Annotated in this window: 18 protein-coding genes; 9 read left to right on the top strand and 9 right to left on the bottom strand. The window is 76.3% G+C overall.

Annotated elements, in window-relative coordinates:
- Positions 1-122 precede the first annotated feature (122 nt).
- Positions 123-434 carry a DUF1490 family protein gene (locus tag AC0IVP_RS13240; protein ID WP_056290978.1) on the bottom strand — a complete coding sequence of 104 codons (312 nt, stop codon included), beginning with the start codon at positions 432-434 and terminating at the stop codon, positions 123-125.
- An 89-nt stretch (positions 435-523) separates the two neighbouring features.
- On the opposite strand from AC0IVP_RS13240, the gene AC0IVP_RS13235 reads away from it, so the two are divergent.
- From AC0IVP_RS13235 to AC0IVP_RS13210, 6 genes are read left to right on the top strand one after another with little or no spacing between them, the layout of a single operon-like run.
- Complete coding sequence (locus AC0IVP_RS13235) at positions 524-1540, top strand: permease (RefSeq protein WP_471757082.1); 1017 nt, start codon at positions 524-526, stop codon at positions 1538-1540.
- Positions 1537-2271 (top strand): TIGR03943 family putative permease subunit, encoded by a 735-nt coding sequence (locus AC0IVP_RS13230; RefSeq protein WP_056290976.1) that lies wholly within the window; start codon positions 1537-1539, stop codon positions 2269-2271. The genes AC0IVP_RS13235 and AC0IVP_RS13230 overlap by 4 nt, the downstream gene beginning before the upstream one ends.
- A 44-nt stretch (positions 2272-2315) precedes the next feature.
- The gene (locus AC0IVP_RS13225) at positions 2316-3101 is read left to right on the top strand and encodes an ATP-binding cassette domain-containing protein (protein ID WP_056290974.1); all 786 of its coding nucleotides are present in this window, start codon (positions 2316-2318) and stop codon (positions 3099-3101) included.
- Positions 3098-3928 (top strand): ABC transporter ATP-binding protein, encoded by an 831-nt coding sequence (locus tag AC0IVP_RS13220; protein ID WP_471757080.1) that lies wholly within the window; start codon positions 3098-3100, stop codon positions 3926-3928. The genes AC0IVP_RS13225 and AC0IVP_RS13220 overlap by 4 nt, the downstream gene beginning before the upstream one ends.
- A 38-nt stretch (positions 3929-3966) precedes the next feature.
- Complete coding sequence (locus tag AC0IVP_RS13215) at positions 3967-5484, top strand: ABC transporter substrate-binding protein (protein ID WP_471757078.1); 1518 nt, start codon at positions 3967-3969, stop codon at positions 5482-5484.
- 2 nt (positions 5485-5486) lie between these two features.
- Positions 5487-7259 carry an ABC transporter permease subunit gene (locus tag AC0IVP_RS13210; RefSeq protein ID WP_471757076.1) on the top strand — a complete coding sequence of 591 codons (1773 nt, stop codon included), beginning with the start codon at positions 5487-5489 and terminating at the stop codon, positions 7257-7259.
- Here the strand turns inward: AC0IVP_RS13210 and pdxY are convergent.
- The 6 genes from pdxY to AC0IVP_RS13180 form a co-directional block, all read right to left on the bottom strand.
- Entirely contained in the window at positions 7199-8059 is an 861-nt protein-coding gene (gene pdxY / locus AC0IVP_RS13205; RefSeq protein ID WP_200938734.1) for a pyridoxal kinase PdxY, read from the bottom strand. The two genes, AC0IVP_RS13210 and pdxY, sit on opposite strands and share 61 nt — an antisense overlap.
- Before the next feature lie 24 nt (positions 8060-8083).
- Positions 8084-8656, bottom strand: a complete 573-nt coding sequence (locus AC0IVP_RS13200; protein ID WP_471757074.1) for a carboxymuconolactone decarboxylase family protein — start codon at positions 8654-8656, stop codon at positions 8084-8086.
- A gap of 39 nt (positions 8657-8695) precedes the next feature.
- A complete protein-coding gene (locus tag AC0IVP_RS13195; RefSeq protein ID WP_471757072.1) occupies positions 8696-9346 on the bottom strand; it encodes a class F sortase in 651 nt (216 codons plus the stop codon).
- Complete coding sequence (locus AC0IVP_RS13190) at positions 9343-10065, bottom strand: CHRD domain-containing protein (RefSeq protein ID WP_471757070.1); 723 nt, start codon at positions 10063-10065, stop codon at positions 9343-9345. The genes AC0IVP_RS13195 and AC0IVP_RS13190 overlap by 4 nt, the downstream gene beginning before the upstream one ends.
- A gap of 75 nt (positions 10066-10140) precedes the next feature.
- Positions 10141-10809, bottom strand: coding sequence for an anti-sigma factor family protein (locus tag AC0IVP_RS13185; RefSeq protein ID WP_471757068.1), 669 nt, complete (start codon positions 10807-10809; stop codon positions 10141-10143).
- A complete protein-coding gene (locus AC0IVP_RS13180; protein WP_235564506.1) occupies positions 10806-11378 on the bottom strand; it encodes a sigma-70 family RNA polymerase sigma factor in 573 nt (190 codons plus the stop codon). Before AC0IVP_RS13180 ends, AC0IVP_RS13185 begins: the two co-directional genes overlap by 4 nt.
- A 168-nt stretch (positions 11379-11546) precedes the next feature.
- Between AC0IVP_RS13180 and AC0IVP_RS13175 the strand changes: the two genes are divergently transcribed.
- Positions 11547-11852 (top strand): hypothetical protein, encoded by a 306-nt coding sequence (locus AC0IVP_RS13175; RefSeq protein WP_157519050.1) that lies wholly within the window; start codon positions 11547-11549, stop codon positions 11850-11852.
- Positions 11853-11911: 59 nt separating this feature from the next.
- Here AC0IVP_RS13175 and AC0IVP_RS13170 read toward each other — a convergent pair whose 3' ends face one another.
- Together AC0IVP_RS13170 and AC0IVP_RS13165 are read right to left on the bottom strand one after the other, a co-directional pair.
- Complete coding sequence (locus AC0IVP_RS13170; protein WP_471757066.1) at positions 11912-13597, bottom strand: ribonuclease J; 1686 nt, start codon at positions 13595-13597, stop codon at positions 11912-11914.
- Between the two features lie 36 nt (positions 13598-13633).
- Positions 13634-14167 (bottom strand): nitroreductase/quinone reductase family protein, encoded by a 534-nt coding sequence (locus AC0IVP_RS13165; protein WP_471757064.1) that lies wholly within the window; start codon positions 14165-14167, stop codon positions 13634-13636.
- A 58-nt stretch (positions 14168-14225) separates the two neighbouring features.
- On the opposite strand from AC0IVP_RS13165, the gene AC0IVP_RS13160 reads away from it, so the two are divergent.
- Both AC0IVP_RS13160 and AC0IVP_RS13155 read left to right on the top strand, forming a co-directional pair.
- Positions 14226-15377: a lysylphosphatidylglycerol synthase transmembrane domain-containing protein gene (locus tag AC0IVP_RS13160; RefSeq protein ID WP_082556594.1), complete on the top strand. Its 1152-nt coding sequence runs from the start codon at positions 14226-14228 to the stop codon at positions 15375-15377.
- A gap of 101 nt (positions 15378-15478) precedes the next feature.
- On the top strand, positions 15479-16945 hold the full coding sequence (locus tag AC0IVP_RS13155; protein WP_471757062.1) for a cold-shock protein: 1467 nt from the start codon (positions 15479-15481) through the stop codon (positions 16943-16945).
- The last annotated feature ends 16 nt before the right edge of the window (positions 16946-16961 follow it).

Here is a 16961-nt window from a genome sequence, read left to right as displayed (position 1 = left end):
GTCGCCCTCCTGGCGGGGGAAGACCACGCGGGCCAGGTGCTCGATGTTGACCTGGTGGACGATGCCGGTGCCCGGGGTGGCCGACCTCAGGACGACGGCGGGGACCGGGGTGCGGCGGGCCATCAGTGGCTGTGGTCGTGCCCGGCGGCCCGGTCGGCCGGCGGCGGGGCCTGCTCGCCCAGGTCGGCGTAGGCCTGCGCGCGGACGTCGCCGGCGGCCAGGCGGGCCTTCTCCACCGCGGTCTCGGCCCGGCGGGCACCCAGGATGCCCAGCTTGGTGGCGCCGACGGCGGCCTTCTTCGGCAGGCTGCCGGACTCGCCGCGCTCGGCGGCGCGGACGACCAGGACGCCGACGACGCCGGTGGCCACGGTGCCGACGGCCTTGCGCAGCAGGGACCCGGCGCCGGAGGTGCGGGACTTCTTCGACTCGGCCAACGGGAGCTCCTCGTTCAGGGGGGTGGGTCGTGCGAGAGTGTGCGCGACAACGGTAGTGGGAACCATGTTCACCGAGGGGGGTGGGTGCCGTGTCCGGTCCGCCCGACCTCGGGCTCCGTCCGTCCCGGGGGAGTGGCCTGGACCGGGGCCGCGGTGGAGGCACCCGGTCGACCGACGTGCTGGTGGTGGCCCTGCTGGTCGTCGTCGCCGCCCGGTTCCTGCTGCCCGGCGCCTTCGACGCACCGGCCCTGCGCGCCTGGGCGACGGTGTTCGTGGCGGTCTGCCTGCAGGCGCTGCCCTTCCTCGTGCTGGGCGTCGGGCTGTCCGCGGCGATCGGCACGCTGGTGCCACCCTCGTTCTTCGCCCGGGCGCTCCCGCGCCGCCCGGCGCTGGCCGTCCCGGTCGCCGGTGCCGCCGGGCTGGTGCTGCCCGGGTGCGAGTGCGCCTCGGTGCCGGTGGCCGGCAGCCTCGTCCGCCGCGGCGTGACCCCGGCTGCCGCGCTGGCCTTCCTGCTGTCGGCGCCCGCGGTCAACCCCGTCGTGCTGGTCGCCACCGCGGTCGCCTTCCCCGGGGACCCGGAGATGGTGCTGGCCCGGTTCCTGGCCTCGATGGCGGTCGCGGTGACCATGGGCTGGCTGTGGTCGGCGTTCGGCCGGGGGGAGTGGCTGCGCATGCCGGCCCGCTCGGTGCACGAGGCCGGCGGCAACCGAGCGGCCGCGTTCCTCGGCGCGGTGCAGCACGACCTGGTGCACGCCGGTGGCTACCTGGTCGTCGGGGGCCTCACCGCCGCCACGCTGAACGTCGTCGTCCCCCGGGAGTGGCTGGACGCCGTGGCCGCCGAGCCGGTGCTCGCGGTGCTGGTGCTGGCCGCGCTGGCCGTGGTGCTGGCCATCTGCTCGGAGGCCGACGCGTTCGTCGCGGCCGGGCTCACCTCGTTCTCCCTCACCGCGCGGCTGGTCTTCCTCGTCGTCGGCCCGGCCGTCGACGTCAAGCTGATCGCGCTGCAGGCGGGCACCTTCGGCAGCCGGTTCGCCGTCCGGTTCGCCCCGGTCACCCTGGTCGTGGCGATCGCCGCGGGGTCGCTCGTGGGCTGGTGGCTGCTGTGAGCCGGCTGGCCCAGCACCTGCTGCTGGTGCTGCTGGGCGGGGTGACGCTGCGCGTCTCGCTGTCCGAGGCTTACCTGGCGTACGTGCAGGCCGGGTTCCGGCCGCTGCTGGTCGCCGCCGGGGCCGTCGTCCTCGCGGTGGGGCTGCTCGGGCTGGTGCGGGACCGCCCCGGCCGCGACGCCGGGCCCGGGCAGGCGCACGAGCACGGCGGGCCGCGGGTGGCCTGGCTCCTGCTCGCCCCGGTCGCGGTGCTGCTCGTGGTCGCACCCGGGCCGCTGGGCGCCTTCACCGCGCAGCGGCAGACCGCCCCGGTGTCCGCGCCGCCGCCGGGGGACGTGCCGCTGGGCATCGGACCCGACGACCCGGGGGAGTCCTGGCGCACGATGACGCTGGCCGGCTACTCGGTGCGGACCCAGCAGTCGGACACCGCGCCGCTGCGCGACCGTCGGATCCGGCTGGTCGGTTTCCTGTCCCCGCGCGACGGTGGCGGCTGGTACGTCACCCGCATCCGGATCGCCTGCTGCGCCGCGGACGCACTGGCCGTGCGGGTCGTGCTCGAGGGCCCCGACGCCGACGAGCTGCTGGCCGGGCGGTCCGCCGACGACTGGGTCGAGGTCGTCGGCACGTACGCACCGTCGCGGGAGCACCCCACGCTGGGGTACCCCGAGCCGGTGCTGGACCCCGACGCGGTCGCGACGGTGCCGGCCCCCGTCGACGGCTACGAGGACTGACCCCCGCCGGGGACCCCCGTCGCCCCTCGGCTAGCCTGCTGACAATGATTCCTGTTGTCGACGCCGAGGTCACACCTGCGCTGCAGGTGTCCGGCCTGACCCTCAGCGTCGCCGGCACCCGGCTGCTGCACGGCGTCGACCTCACCGTGCCCGCCGGCAGCCGGGTCGCGCTCATCGGGGCGTCGGGCTCCGGCAAGTCCCTCACGGCCGGGGCGGTGCTGGGCCGGCTGCCCGCCGGCGCGGTGGCCACCGGCGCCGTCCGGGTCGCCGGGGACGACGTCCTCGGGGTGCCCGCCGCGCGGCGCACGGCCCGCACCCGGGTCGCCGCCATCGCCCAGGACCCGCTGGCCGCGCTCAACCCGCTGGTGCCCGTGGGCGCCCAGCTGGCGACCCCGCTGCGCCACCGCGGGGGCCTGCGTGGCGCCGCACTGCGCACCCGGGCCGCCCAGCTGCTCACCGACGTCGGGCTCACCGACCCCGACCGGGTGCTGCGCAGCGTCGCCGGCGAGCTCTCCGGAGGCCAGCGCCAGCGGGTCTGCACCGCGATCGCGCTGGCGTCGGCGGCCGGGCTGCTGGTCGCCGACGAACCCACCACCGCCCTGGACCTGGTCACCCAGGCCCAGGTCGTCCGGCTGCTGCACGCGCACACCGCCGACAGCGCCCTGCTGTTCATCACCCACGACGTCGCCGTCGCAGCCACCCTGTGCGACCGGTTCGTGGTGCTGGAGGCCGGTCGGGTCGTCGAGGACGGCCCGACCGCCGAGCTGGTGGCCGCCCCGGCATCGGCGCACCTGCGCGAGCTGGTCGACGCCGCCCGGGCCGTGGCGTGAGCGCCGTGCTGACGGCCCGGGAGGCCGTCCCGTCGACCACCGTCACCCCGGTGCTGCAGGCCCGCGGGCTGCGCCGTACCCACCCGCTCCCCAGGCGCCGCCCGTGGGCGCCGGCCGGGCGGCTCACCGCCCTCGACGGGGTCGACCTCGCACTGGCGCCCGGCGAGCAGCTCGGGGTCGTCGGCAGCTCCGGGTCGGGCAAGTCGACCCTGCTGCGGCTGCTGCTGGCCCTGGACGCCCCCGACGCCGGCACCGTGCACTGCGGGGACCGGGCCGTCTCCCCGGGCCCGGCCCGCCGGCTGCGCTGGTTCCGCCGGCAGGTGCAGTACGTGCCCCAGGACCCGGCCAGCACCCTGGACCCCCGGATGACCGTCGGGGCCCTGGTCGCCGAACCGCTGCGCGCCCTGGGCGTCCCCGGCGACCACCGGACCGCGGTGGCCACCGCGCTGGAGCGGGTCCGGCTGGACGCCGGGCTCGCCTCGCGCCGTCCCGGCGAGCTCTCCGGCGGCCAGGCCCAGCGGGTCGCCCTGGCCCGTGCCCTGGCACCGGCCCCAGCGGTGCTGCTGGCCGACGAACCGGTCAGCGGCCTGGACCTCGCCGTCCGGGCGCAGGTCGTCGAGCTGCTCGCCGAGCTGGGCCGGGACCGGGGTCTGGCCCTGCTGCTGGTCTCCCACGACCTGTCCGTGGTCTCCCGGCTGTGCAGCCGGACGCTCGTCCTGGACGCCGGCCGGGTCGTCGAGGACCGCCCCACCGACCAGCTGCTGGCCACCCCCCGGCACCCCGCCGCCCGGGCCCTCGTCGAGGCCGTGCCGCACCTCCCCGCCTGACCCGCTCCACCCACCCCACCGAACGAGGACGTCCGTCGATGCCTGCTGTCCCCACCCACCGCCGACCGTTGTTCCGCACCGGTGTCCTGACCACCACCGCCGCCCTGCTGCTGACCGGCTGCTTCAGCGGCTCGACCGGGTCCGACGCCGCCTCGGCCGACGACGGCCGGGTCTCCCTGGCGATGCTGCAGCCGCCCCGCTCGGGGCTGTCCCCGCTGTCCGACGACGCGTTCAAGCTCTCCCGCTGGAGCACCGCCGAGACCCTGGTGGTGCTCGACGAGCTCGGTGAGGCCCAGCCCGCCCTGTCCACCGGCTGGGAGCAGGTCGACGACCGCACGTGGCGGTTCGCCGTCCGCCAGGGGGTGACCTTCCACGACGGGACCGACCTCACCGCCGAGCAGGCCGCGGCCTCGCTGACCGCGGCCACCCAGGCCTCCCCGAAGCCCCGGATCCTGGACGGCGTCGAGCTCACCGCCGTCGCCGACGGGGACGACGTCGTCGTCACCACCGGGGACGTCGACCCACTGGTGCCCCAGCGGCTGTCCAGCCCGCAGCTGGCCGTGCTGGCCGCCTCCGCCTACGCCGAGGACGGCACCGTGAGCCCGGTGGGCACCGGCACCGGGCCCTTCGAGCTGGTCGCGGTCGACGGCACCTCGGGCGCCACCCTGGACCGGTACGACGGCTACTGGGGCGACCCCGCCGCGGCCAGCGGCATCGACGTCGACTTCGTGCCCGACGGCACCACCCGGGCCGCGGCGCTGCGGACCGGGACCGCCGACGTCGTGGAGGCCGTGCCGGTCTCCCAGGCCGGGCTGCTGGACCCCGACCTGGTGCACGAGGTGCCCATGCCGCGCACGAACACGCTGTACCTCAACACCACCAGCGGGCCCTTCGCCGACGCCGGGGTCCGCGCCGCGGCCCGGGCGGCGATCGAGCGCGCCACCCTGGTGGAGACCGTCTACGAGGGCCGGGCCGACATCGCCGAGGGCCTGCTCGGCCCGGCGCTGCCCTGGGCCGCCGAGGGCCGCGGCGAGCTCGACCTGCCCGCCGCCGGCACCGTCCCGGCCGGCACCGCGATCACCCTGGGCACCTTCACCGACCGGGCCGAGCTGCCCGAGGTCGCCGTCCTGGTGCAGCAGCAGCTGGAGGCCGTCGGCTTCACCGTCACCCAGGACGTCCGCGAGTACGCCTTCATCGAGGCCGACGCGCTGGCCGGGGCGTTCGACGCGTTCATCCTGTCCCGCGCCACCGTGCTCGACTCCGGTGACCCGGTCGCCTACCTGTTCAGCGACTTCTCCTGCGAGGGCTCCTTCAACATCTCCCAGCTGTGCGACCCGGCCGTCGACGCCGCGCTGCAGGCCGCCTCGGCTGCCCCGGCCGGGCCCGAGCGCCGCGCCCTGGTGCTCGAGGCCGAGGCCGCGGTGCTGGCCACCGGCGCCGCGGTGCCGATGCTGCACGAGCGCGTGGTCCAGGGCGAGCAGGCCGGCGTCAGCGACGCCGCCCGCGACCCCCGCGAGCGCGTGCTGATCACCGCGCAGACCACCGCCGGGGAGTGACCGTGGCGGGCCGGCTGGGGGTGACGGCGTCCCGGGTGCTGTCGCTGGCCGGGGTGGTCGCGCTGATCGGCGTGCTGCCCTGGCTGTCGGGCCGCAGCCCCGAGCTGTCGGTGCTGCGGGCCCGGTCCGCCGAGCAGGAGGCGACCCCGGAGGCCCTGGCCGCGATCCGGGCCGACCTCGGGCTCGACGACGGGCCGCTGGCCCTGCTGCGGTCCTGGCTGGGCGGGCTGGTGCGCGGGGACCTGGGGACCTCCTGGGTCTCCGGCACCCCCGTCGGCCCCGGTGTGGGCGCCGCACTGGGCGTCTCGCTGACCCTGATGGCCTTCGCCCTGCTCGTCGCCGTGCTGACCACGACGCTGTTGTGCCTGCCGGCCCTGCGCCGGGCGGTCCGCGGCGAGCCCGGCCGGCCCTCCGGCGTGGGCGGGGCGGCGCTGACCGCGCTGCCGGAGTTTTTGCTGGCGTCCGTGCTGCTGATCGTCGGCGCCGTCTGGCTGGGCTGGTTCCCGCCCTACGGCTGGGACGGGCCGTCCTCGGCGGTGCTGCCGGCGCTGGCGATGGGACTGCCCGCGGGCGGGCTGGTCGGGCGGCTGCTGGCCGATGCGCTCACCGCGGCCAGCAGCGAGCGCTGGGTGCTGTCCTGGCAGGTCGCCGGTGCCACCCGCGCCCAGGTCGCCCGGGCCCTGGTGCGCCGTGCGCTGCCCTCGCTGACCACCCAGGTCGCGCTGGTGCTGGTCGGGCTGACCGGCGGAGCCGTGGCCGCCGAGCAGGTGTTCGCCGTCCCGGGGCTGGGGCGATCGACCCTCGGTGCCGCCGAGTCCCAGGACCTGCCCGCCCTGCAGGCCGGGATGCTCGCACTGCTCGGCATCTCCGCGGTCTTCGGCATCGCGGCGAGCGCGCTGCGGGTGGCGCTGCTGGGCCGCGCCGTGCGCACCGGGACGGTCCCGGTCGCCGACCCCGTCCGCACCTGGCGGGGACGGGACCGGGTGCTGCCCGGGGTCTGTGCGGCCCTGCTGGCCGGCACCGTCGCCGCCGGGCTGGGCCGGGACCCGGTGACGTCGGCCCACGCCCGCCTGGCCCCGCCGAGCTGGGCCCTGCCCTTCGGCGCCGACGCCAGCGGCCGTGACCTGCTCGCCCGGGTCGCGCACGGCGCCCTCGACACGGTGGGGACGGCGGTGCTGGTCACCGCGGCCAGCCTGTTGGTGGGCCTGCTGGTCGGGCTGCTGCCCCGGGCCTCGGTCGGCCCGGTCGAGGTGGCCAACGCCGCACCGCCGGTCATCGTCGGTGTGCTGGTCGCCGCCGTCGCCGGGTCCTCGCTGACCGGCGCCGCGGTGGCGGTGCTGCTGGTCGGCTGGGCCCCGGTGGCCGCGCACGTCGCCGCCGTCGGCACCGAGGTCCGGGCGTCGGCGTACGTGCGGGTGCTGCCGGTCCTGGGCGTCGGCCCGCTGGCGGTGACCTGGCGGCACGTCGTCCCGACGCTGCTGGGACCGGTCACCCGCAACGCCGTCCTGCGGCTGCCGGGCATCGCGCTGGCGCTGGCCGCGCTGGGCTTCCTGGGTCTCGGCCCGACGCCGCCCAGCCCCGAGTGGGGCCTGCTGCTCGCCGAGGGCATGCCCTACGTCGAGCGGGCCCCCTGGACGGTGCTGGCCCCCACCGGCGCCCTGGTGCTGACCGCGGTGCTGGCGGTGTCGCTGTCGGGCTGGTCCCGCCGGCCGGCTCAGCCGGCGGGCACCTCGACGACGTCGAACGTCCGGGTCGGGGCCACGAACTCCTCCTGAGCCGCCACCAGCAGGATCTCCCGGCTGCCGGCCTCGGCGGTCGTCCGCAGCAGGCCGAACACCGAGGCCGCCGCCCGGCCCAGCGCCTCGGCGGCCGAGCCGGTGGACATCCAGTGCGCCAGGAACAGCGCGGCGATCGCGTCGCCGGCGCCGTTCACCGACAGGCCCAGCCGCGGGGTCCGCACCCGCCAGTGCCGGCCGCCCTCGCTGGCCAGCAGGTCGACCGCGTCCTCCGGGGTGTCCTCCACGACCAGCGAGGTGGTCAGCACCACCCGCGGGCCGGTGGCCTGCAGCGCGGCGACGGCGTCCCGGACCTGGGCCAGCGTCGTGGTCTCCCGGCCGGTGAGCAGGTCCAGCTCGTAGTGGTTGGGGGTGACCACGTCGGCGGCGGGCACCGCGGTGTCCCGCATGAACTCGGCGATCCCCGGCCGGACGAAGACGCCGCGGCCGACGTCGCCGATGACCGGGTCGCAGCAGTACACGGCCGCCGGGTTGGCCGCCCGCACCCGCGCGACGGTCTGCACCACCGCGTGCCCGATGTCGGCGGATCCCAGGTAGCCCGACAGGACGGCGTCGCAGCTGCCGAGCACACCGCGGTCGGCGATGCCGTCGACGACCTCCTCGACGGCCTGCCCGTCGAACACCCGGCCGGTCCACGCGCCGTACCCGGTGTGGTTGGAGAACTGCACGGTGTGCACCGGCCACACCTCGTGCCCCAGCCGCTGCAGCGGGAAGACGGCGGAGGCGTTCCCGACGTGCCCGTAGGCGACGTGGGACTGGATCGAGAGGACGTTCACCACGGCTGTGGACCCAACCACACGGGGTCAGCCACCGGCCGGGCGGCCGAACCGGACGGCGTCCCGCACCGCGGCCGGCGCGGCGGCCGCCAGCTCCGGGTCCGGTGCGGCGCCCAGCGCCCCGTTCACCGTGGCGAAGGCGATCCGCAGCGCCACGAAGACCGTCAGCGAGAGCACCGCGGCCTCGTCGAGGCCGGCCTCCCGCAGGGCCTGGACGTCGGCGGCGGTCGTGCCGTTGGGGTCCCGGGCGGCCTGCCGGGCGAAGCGGACCAGTGCCCGGTCGTCCGCGCCGAGCGCGGCGTCCTCGGCGGTGAGGGCGGCCACCGCGACGTCGTCCCCGGCGGCGGCGGCCAGCCGGGTGCCCCAGGCCAGGGCGCAGTACCCGTCCTCCCGGGCCGCTGCGGCGGCGGTCACCAGCAGCCCGCGCTGGCGCAGCGTCAGCCCGGCGCCGGCGGCGGCCAGCAGGTCGACGAGTCCGGTCTGCAGCTCGGGCCGGTGGGCCCAGACCCGGCTCAGGGCCATCACGTGGCCGTGGTCGGCGACGTCCTCGGCGTAGAGCGCGTCGGCTGCCGCGCTCGGGGGTGGGTCGGTCAGGAACACGGCGGCCTCCTGGACGGGTGGGGGCACCGTAGCGCCGGGTCAGCCGGTCCGGACCGCCGTGACGACGAGGTTGTCGGTGTAGCTGCGGGCGCCCTGGTCGAACGCGCCGGTGCAGGTGATCAGCCGCAGCACGTCGGCCGTGGTCGCGCCGAACACCGCCGCGGTGGGGAACTCGTCCTTGGCGACCTGCTCGGTGCCGCTGACCTCGTAGACGGCGACCGTGCCGTCGGCGACGGTCAGCTCGACGACGTCGCCGGGCACCAGGTCGCGCAGTGCGTAGAACACCGCGGGTCCCTCGGTGGAGTCGACGTGGCCCATCACCACCGTCGGGCCGCGGGCGCCGGGCCGCCCGCCCGGGGTGAACCAGCCGGCGTCGTCGAAGTCGACCGGCACCTCGGCGGTGCCGTCGGCCGCGACGCCCAGGTCGATCAGCTCCCGGTCGACGTCCAGGGCGGGGATCCGCAGCGCGGCCGGTTCGGGCGCCGACGCCGGGTCCAGCGCGGACGTCGGAGGGGCCGGCGCGGGGGAGGGCGTCGGTCCGGTGGTGGCCGCCGGACCGGACGTGCCGGCCGGCGGGGTGGGTGGTGCCGCCGCGGGCGCCGTCCCCGCGCCGCAGCCGGCCAGCGCCAGCACGGCGCCGGTCAGCAGCGCGACCGCGCGCAGGTGGGGACGGCGCCCGCGGGCGGTCACTGCCGGACGGTCCGGCGACGCAGCGCGACCGCGCCGGCCGCGGCCAGCAGCGCCGTGCCGCCGACGACGCCCACGGTGGTGCCCGACGTGCCGGCCGTGGCCGCAGCGGTGCCACCGGCACCGGTCTCGACGCCGCCGACCGGGATCTCGGTCAGCTGGCCGCGGACCGCGCCGGAGGTGAACGCCGCGGTGTGCGAGTCGGTGAAGAACGCCGACGGGTCGGCCTCGATCTGGTCCAGGGTGAAGCCCGCGCCGGTGTCCGCGCCGTTGGCGACGACCCCGGTGGTGAAGGGCCCCTGCAGGCAGCCCGAGCTGGTCAGCGTGCCGCTGCCGTCGTCCTCGGGGTTCGGGAGGGCGATCCGCGGCGGGCCGGCCTGCCCGGCGTCGCCCTCGTGGATGTGCGTCGCGGTCTTGGCCGGCGACTGGTACGGCGGGGTGACGCCGGTGAGGGAGATGTCGTAGCAGATCACCTCGGTGTCGGAGTTGATCCGGTAGGTGAAGGTGCCCGAGGCGCCCGGCTCACCGGGGGTGGCGACACCGTCGGCGTTGACGACCATGTCGGGGGTGGCCATCGCGGTGAAGGCGCTGGTGAACGTCGAGGGGGTCGGCACCTCGGTCTCGGCGGCGGCCGGGCCGACGGCGGTGAGGGCCAGGGCGCCGGCCGCGCCGGTGACGACGGCGGTGCGCAGGAGGGCGGTGCGGGTGGTCGATCGGGACATCGTCGGGCTCCAGTGCTCGGTGGTCGCTGTCCCCCGGGGGTACGGGCCGCGCTGCCCGCGCGTTCACCGCACCGCTCAGAGATCGGAGGTGAGCACCACGGCACCGGAGCTGTCGAGCACGGTGAACCCGGCGGCGTCCTCCCGGAGCACCGAGCTGTTCAGGTTGCAGTCCAGCTGCCCCGGGCCGATCCCGAGGAACTCCCCGGCGGGGACCACCCGGCCGTCGGTCTCGGTCACCTGCACCCGGAACACCTCACCGGCGGTGAAGCCCTCGCCGTGCAGCTGCACCTCCATGCCCCAGGTGTGCGGGACGACGTCCGCGGTGGCCTGCACGTCCAGGTCGGCCACCTCGACGGCGACCGCCTCCAGCGGCGGCGGATCGGGCACCGGCCGGGCCACCCAGCCCACGCCCACGCCCGCCGCGGCGACGCCCGCCGCGGCGACGGCGGTGCGCCACCGGTGCGGGCGCCGGGCGACGCCGGAGCGGGACTCCTCGGCGGCCAGCCGGGACAGCACCGCCTCGCGCAGGCCCGGCGGGGGAGCAGGCAGCTCGGACAGCCGGTCGGGGTCCACCCCGGCCAGCCGGTCGCGCAGCGGGGCGATCGCGGCCAGCTCGGCCCGGCACCCGGCGCAACCGTCCAGGTGCGCGGTGACCGCGGCGCGCTCGCCGGGCGCCCCGTGCCCCAGTGCGTACCCGCCCAGCTGCTCGCGCAGCTCGCGGTGCTCCCTCGGTGCGCCGGTCACGGTTCCACCCCCATCTCCTCCATCGCCAGCCGCAGTGCCTTGAGCCCGTAGAAGACCCGGCTGCGCAGTGTGCCCACCGGGATGCCCAGCTCGCCCGCCACCTCGTCGTACGGGCGCCCGCGCAGGTGCGTCTCGACGATCGCCGCGCGGTGCTCCGGGCTCACCCGGCGCAGCGCCTCCTCGACCACCCAGGCATCGACCAGCTGCTCGTCCACCCGCCCGTCGACCGGCTCGTCGGCCCCGGCGTCGGAGACCAGGTCCCGCTGCCACGGCCGGACGGCGAACCGGCGGGCCTCGTCGACCACCACGTTGCGGGCGATCGCGAACAACCAGGTGCGCAGGCTGGCCAGCTGCGGGTCGAAGGAGTCCGCCGCGCGCCAGGCCCGCAGGAAGACCTCCTGGACGACGTCCTGGGCGGCCCCGCCGTCACCGAGCTGGCGCAGGGCGAAGCGGTACAGCTCGGGCCCGTGCGCGGCGTAGGCCTCGCGGGCGTCGAAGGACTCGACCGGGTCGCGCGGACGCGCCGCGTGCCGTGCGCTGCCGAGGCGCGTGCTGCCCAGCCGTGCCACGTCGTCCCCTCCCGTCGGTGGTCCCCGTGGGGACTACGGCGCCGGGTCCGGGTTCGTTCACCGCCCGGTCGACGGTTCGGTGCCGGGTCCGGCGGCCGGGGGAGCGGTGTAGCCGAGTCCGGTCACAGGCTGGTCACGATCTGACTGTGCACTGCCGATGTGGGGGGCATGAGCGCTCCAGCAGCCTCCGTCGTGACCGCCGGGCGATGCCCGCACTGGTCCGACCCCGCGCACCAGGCCGCGATCACGGCGGCGTACGACACCCTGGCGGCCTCCCTCTGCGGTCCCGTCGTCCTGCTCCGTCCCGCCGGTGGCCGTGCCAGTGGGGGACCGCCGCCGCACCGGGTGCGCGAGCTGGGCCGCCTCGCCGCGGCCAGCCAGCTCCCGGCCCGGGCCGCCCTGCTGCGCTGGGGGGCGTTGCCGCCCGTCGTGCGCCAGCAGCTGCTCGCCGGCTGGTACGCGCCCCCGACGTGAGACGAGACGGCCGGCACCCCGCGGGGTGCCGGCCGTCTCGCGTCCGTGCGGTGCGCCGGTCAGGCGTCGATGACCACCGGGATGATCATCGGGCTGCGGCGGCCGTTGCGGTTGGCCCAGCTGGCGACGGCGCGGGTGATCAGCTGCTCGAGCTGGAGCGCACCGCCCACGCCCTCCTCGGCGGCCTTGGCCAGCGCCTTCTCGATCAGTGGCACGACCGAGTCGAACGTGCCCTCGTCGTGCACGAAGCCGCGGGCCAGGAAGTCCGGGGTCTCGGCGAGCAGGCCGGTGTCGGCGTCGACGATCGCCACGACGGTGATCACGCCCTCCTCGGCCAGGTTGCGGCGGTCCTTCAGCGAGGCCTCGGTCGCCCCGCCCACGGTCGCGCCGTCGACGTAGACGTTGCCGGCGCTGACCTTGCCGGTGACCCGGACCCGGCCGTCGACGAGGTCGACGACCTGGCCGTCCTCGGCGAGCACGACACCGCGGGGGTGCACGCCGGTCTTGATCGCCAGCTCGCCGTTGGCCTTGAGGTGGCGCCACTCGCCGTGCACCGGCATGACGTTGCGCGGCTTGACGATGTTGTAGCAGTAGACGAGCTCACCGGCGCTGGCGTGACCGGAGACGTGCACCTTGGCGTTGCCCTTGTGCACGACGTTGGCGCCCCAGCGGGTCAGCTCGTTGATGATCCGGTAGATCGCGTTCTCGTTGCCGGGGATGAGCGAGCTGGCCAGCAGCACGGTGTCGCCCTCGGAGATGCGGATGACGTGGTCGCGGTTGGCCATCCTCGACAGCGCCGCCATCGGCTCGCCCTGGGACCCGGTGCAGATGACGCAGACCTGGTCGGCGGGCAGCTTGTCCATCTGCTTGAGGTCCACGACCAGGCCCTTGGGGATGTCCAGGTAGCCCAGGTCACGGGCGATGCCCATGTTGCGCACCATCGAGCGGCCCACGAAGGCGACCTTGCGGCCGTGCGCGTGCGCGGCGTTGAGCACCTGCTGGATGCGGTGCACGTGGCTGGCGAAGCTGGAGACGATGACCCGCTTGGGGGCGGTCCGGAACACGGTCTCGATGGCCGGGACCAGGTCGCCCTCGGACAGGGTGAACCCGGGGACCTCGGCGTTGGTGGAGTCGGTGAGGAAGAGGTCGACGCCCTCCTCGCCGAGCCGGGCGAACCCGCGCAGGTCGGTGATCCGGCGGTCCAGCGGGAACTGGTCCATCTTGAAGTCACCGGTGTGCAGCACCAGGCCGGCCTCGGTGCGGATGGCCACGGCCAGCGCGTCGGGGATGGAGTGGTTGACCGCGAGGAACTCGGTCTCGAAGGGCCCGAAGTCCAGCGTGTCGCCCTCGGCGACCTCGCGGGTGACCGGCTTGATCCGGTGCTCCTCGAGCTTGGCCTTGATGAAGGCCAGGGTCAGCTTGGAGCCGACCAGCGGGATGTCGCGGCGCTCCCGCAGCAGGTAGGGCACGCCACCGATGTGGTCCTCGTGCCCGTGCGTCAGCACGACCGCCAGGACGTCGTCCATCCGGTCCCGGATGGAGGTGAAGTCGGGGAGGATCACGTCGACGCCGGGCTGGTGCTCCTCGGGGAACAGGACGCCGCAGTCGACGATCAGCAGCTTGCCGCCGAACTCGAAGACGGTCATGTTCCGGCCGATCTCGCCGAGCCCGCCCAGCGCCACGATCCGGAGGCCTCCCTCGGCCAGTGCCGGCGGGGTCTTCAGCTCGGGGTGCGTACGGCTCATGGGGGAGACGCTACGGCCCCCCACCGACACTCCTGGTCAGGGCTCCGTCGGCGCGAGCGGGTCGGGGGCGGGGCGGGGCTCCAGCAGCAGCACCGGGATCCGCCTCCGCGTGCGCCGCTGGTACTCCACGTAGGAGGGGAAGGTGCCGCACGCCAGGGACCACCAGCGGGACCGCTCGGTACCGGTCACCTCGCGGGCCCGCAGGTCCAGCCGCAGGTCACCGTCGCGCAGCTGCACGTCGGGGGAGGCCAGCACGTTGGCGTACCAGTGCGGGTGGTCCGGTCCGCCGCGGGTCGAGGCGACCGCCGCGTAGACCCCGCGCAGCTCCACGCGCATCAGCGGGGTCTTGCGCACCAGGCCGGTCTTCACCCCGCGGTGGGTGAGCAGGACCACGGCGCGCCCGCCGAACGCCTTCCCGGTGGCCTCCAGCTGGGCGACCTCCTCGGCCACCCACGGCACCGGGCTCGGCGCGTAGTGCTCCTCGGGGTGCTCCTCCGGGTGTTCCTCGTCCTGCCCGCCGTCGGCCACGGGCGGCAGTGTGCCCTCCCGGTCACCGGTGGCGAGCGGCACGCTCGTCCGGGTGAGCGGTGGTCCCCTCCACCAGCCGGGGTCGCTACCGTCTCCGCTGATGACCGACCCCCAGCACCGGACGGGAGCGGGAGACGGCGTGCCCGCCCCCGGGGCCACCGGACGGCCGGGCGGCCCTGCACCGGCGCCGACACCGGCGCCCGCACCGGGACCCGGGTCGGGCCCGATCGCCGCGGTCCGGGCCTCCGCGGTGGCCCGCTGGTGGCGGCCGGTGCTCACCGGCGTCCTGGCCCTGGGCACGGTCGTGGCCGTCGTGGTGTTCCGGCAGTCGATCCTGGGCTGGCTGGAGACCCTGGCGGGGGCCGAGTGGCGCTGGGCGCTGCTGGCCGCGGTCGTCCAGCTGGTCTCGATGCAGTGCCTGGTGTCCCAGCAGCGGCTGCTGCTGCGCTCGGGCGGCGGCCACGCGCCCACCGGGAACCTCACCGTCACCGTCTACGGCGGCAACGCGATCGCCGTCGGGCTGCCGCTGGCCGGCTCCGCGGCCAGCGTCGCCTACACCTACCGGCGGATGCGCGACCTGGGCAACAACCCGGTGCTGGTCAGCTGGACGCTGGCCGTGTCCGGGGTCTGCTCCACCGTCAGCCTGGCCGCCGTCGTGGCGGTCAGCTCCGCGGCCACCGGCTCCACCGTCGGCGCCGCCGTCGCGTCGCTGGCCTCGGTCGCCGCCGTCGTGCCGGTCCTCACGCTGCTGGCGGTCACCCGCAGCCCCGAGGCCAAGCACCTGGTGGTCAAGCTGCTGCAGGGCGCGGTCGCGCCGTTCGCCCGCTGGTGGTCGGTGCTGCGCCCGGCCGTCGTTGGACCGGCCGTGGACGGCGTCCTCACCTCGCTGGGGGCGATCCGTCCCGGCTTCCGCAACGCGGCGACCGCCGGTGGCCTCGCCCTGGCGAACTGGGTGCTCGACGCGGTCTGCCTGGGCCTGTCGGTGCTGGCCGTCGGCGCCGGGCTGCCCTGGCAGGGCGTCGTGCTCGCCTGGGCGGCCGGTGCGCTGGTGTCCTCGACCCGGCTGACCCCCGGCGGCATCGGCGTCGTCGAGGCCGCGATGGCCTCCGCGCTCGTCGCGGCCGGGCTGCCCGCCGCCCAGGCGGTGCCCGCGGTCGTCGTCTACCGGTTCGTCAGCCTGTGGCTGCTGGCCGCGATCGGGGCGATGTGCCTGGTGCTGGCGCCCCGTCCCGTGCACGCCCCCGAGGACTGAGTCCCCCGCCCGGGTGGGCGGGCGCCCCGGCGCACCCGACCAGGTGGGAGGCTGGACCCCGCAGGAACCGGATGGACGTCGAGTGAGTGCAGGAGCAGGGCATGCCGCAGGGCTTCGTGAAGTGGTTCAACGCCGAGAAGGGGTTCGGCTTCATCGGACCCGACGACGGCGGTGAGGACGTCTTCGTGCACTTCTCCGCGATCGAGGAGACCGGCGGCTTCCGCAGCCTGGACGAGGGCGCCCGGGTCGACTACACCGCCAGCCCCGGCCAGCGCGGCCTGCAGGCCGACCGCGTCCACCTGCTGGGCGGCCCGCCGGTCCAGGTCGACCGCTCGCAGTCCCGCGAGCCCCGCCGGGACGACCGCCGGGACGATCGCCGCGAGGAGCGCGCGCCCCGTCGCGAGGCCCCGCGCCGCGAGCCGGCCCGTGCGCCGCGCGCCTCCGGTGGCGGTGCCGAGGGCACCGTGCAGTTCTTCAACTCCGAGAAGGGGTTCGGCTTCATCACCCCCGACGACGGCGGCGACGACGTCTTCGTGCACTTCTCCGCGATCGCCGACGACGGCGGCTACCGCAGCCTGGAGGAGGGCCAGCGGGTGCTCTTCGAGGCCGCGCAGGGCGACCGCGGGGTGCAGGCCACCCACGTCGAGCCGCTCTCCGGCGGCGGCGGTGGCGGTGGCGGGTACGACGACCGTGGCGGCCACGGCGGCGGGAGCCAGGCCGGCGCGCAGGGCTCCGGTCTGCCGCAGGCCACCGTGCGGTTCTTCAACGGCGACAAGGGCTTCGGCTTCCTGCAGCCCGACGACGGCGGCGACGACGTGTTCGTGCACTTCTCCGCGATCGCCGACGACGGCGGCTACCGCAGCCTGGAGGAGGGCCAGCGGGTCGAGTTCGAGGCCGCCCAGGGCGACCGCGGCCTGCAGGCCACCTACGTCCAGCCCCTCGGCGGTGGCGCCGGCGGCGCCCGCGGTGGCAGCCAGGGCCGCGACCAGGGGCGTGACCAGGGTCGGGGCCGTCCCTCCGGCTCGGGCATGCAGCAGGGCACCGTCCGGTTCTTCAACGCCGACAAGGGCTTCGGGTTCGTCGAGCCCGACGACGGCAGCCGCGACGTGTTCGTGCACTTCTCCGTCATCGAGGACGACGGCGGCTACGGCGACCTGGCCGAGGGCCAGCGCGTGGAGTTCGCCGCCTCCTCGGGCGACCGCGGCCCGCAGGCCGACGTCGTCCGGCCGCTGGACGGCGCCGGCCCGCCGCCGCGGCACGACCCGGCCCGCCGCGAGGCCCGTCGGGACCCCTCCCGTGGCGCCGGCCGCCAGCAGCGCGCCCCGCGCGAGCCGCGCACCGACCTGCCCCCGATCGAGGGCGGTCAGCAGGGCACGGTGAAGTGGTTCCACGGCGAGAAGGGGTTCGGGTTCATCGCCCCCGACGACGGCAGCGACGACGTGTTCGTGCACTTCTCCGCGATCGCCGACCGGGGCGGGTTCCGCGACCTGGAGGAGGGGCAGCGGGTGCAGTTCACCGCCACCCCGGCCGAGCGCGGCCCGCAGGCCGACCAGGTCGAGCCCCTCTGAGCTGGGACACGGCCCA

It is taken from the genome of Klenkia sp. AC732 (assembly GCF_979256525.1).
The sequence above is the reverse complement of the archived record's forward strand: the minus strand, read 5'-3'. Positions and strand labels throughout refer to the sequence as shown.

Coding starts and splice junctions, on each gene's coding strand:
- AC0IVP_RS13155 (WP_471757062.1), top strand. CDS start 15,479: ATGCCGCAGGGCTTCGTGAAGTGGTTCAACGCCGAGAAGGGGTTCGGC.
- AC0IVP_RS13170 (WP_471757066.1), bottom strand. CDS start 13,597: ATGAGCCGTACGCACCCCGAGCTGAAGACCCCGCCGGCACTGGCCGAG.
- AC0IVP_RS13225 (WP_056290974.1), top strand. CDS start 2,316: ATGATTCCTGTTGTCGACGCCGAGGTCACACCTGCGCTGCAGGTGTCC.
- AC0IVP_RS13190 (WP_471757070.1), bottom strand. CDS start 10,065: ATGTCCCGATCGACCACCCGCACCGCCCTCCTGCGCACCGCCGTCGTC.
- AC0IVP_RS13160 (WP_082556594.1), top strand. CDS start 14,226: ATGACCGACCCCCAGCACCGGACGGGAGCGGGAGACGGCGTGCCCGCC.
- AC0IVP_RS13215 (WP_471757078.1), top strand. CDS start 3,967: ATGCCTGCTGTCCCCACCCACCGCCGACCGTTGTTCCGCACCGGTGTC.
- AC0IVP_RS13175 (WP_157519050.1), top strand. CDS start 11,547: ATGAGCGCTCCAGCAGCCTCCGTCGTGACCGCCGGGCGATGCCCGCAC.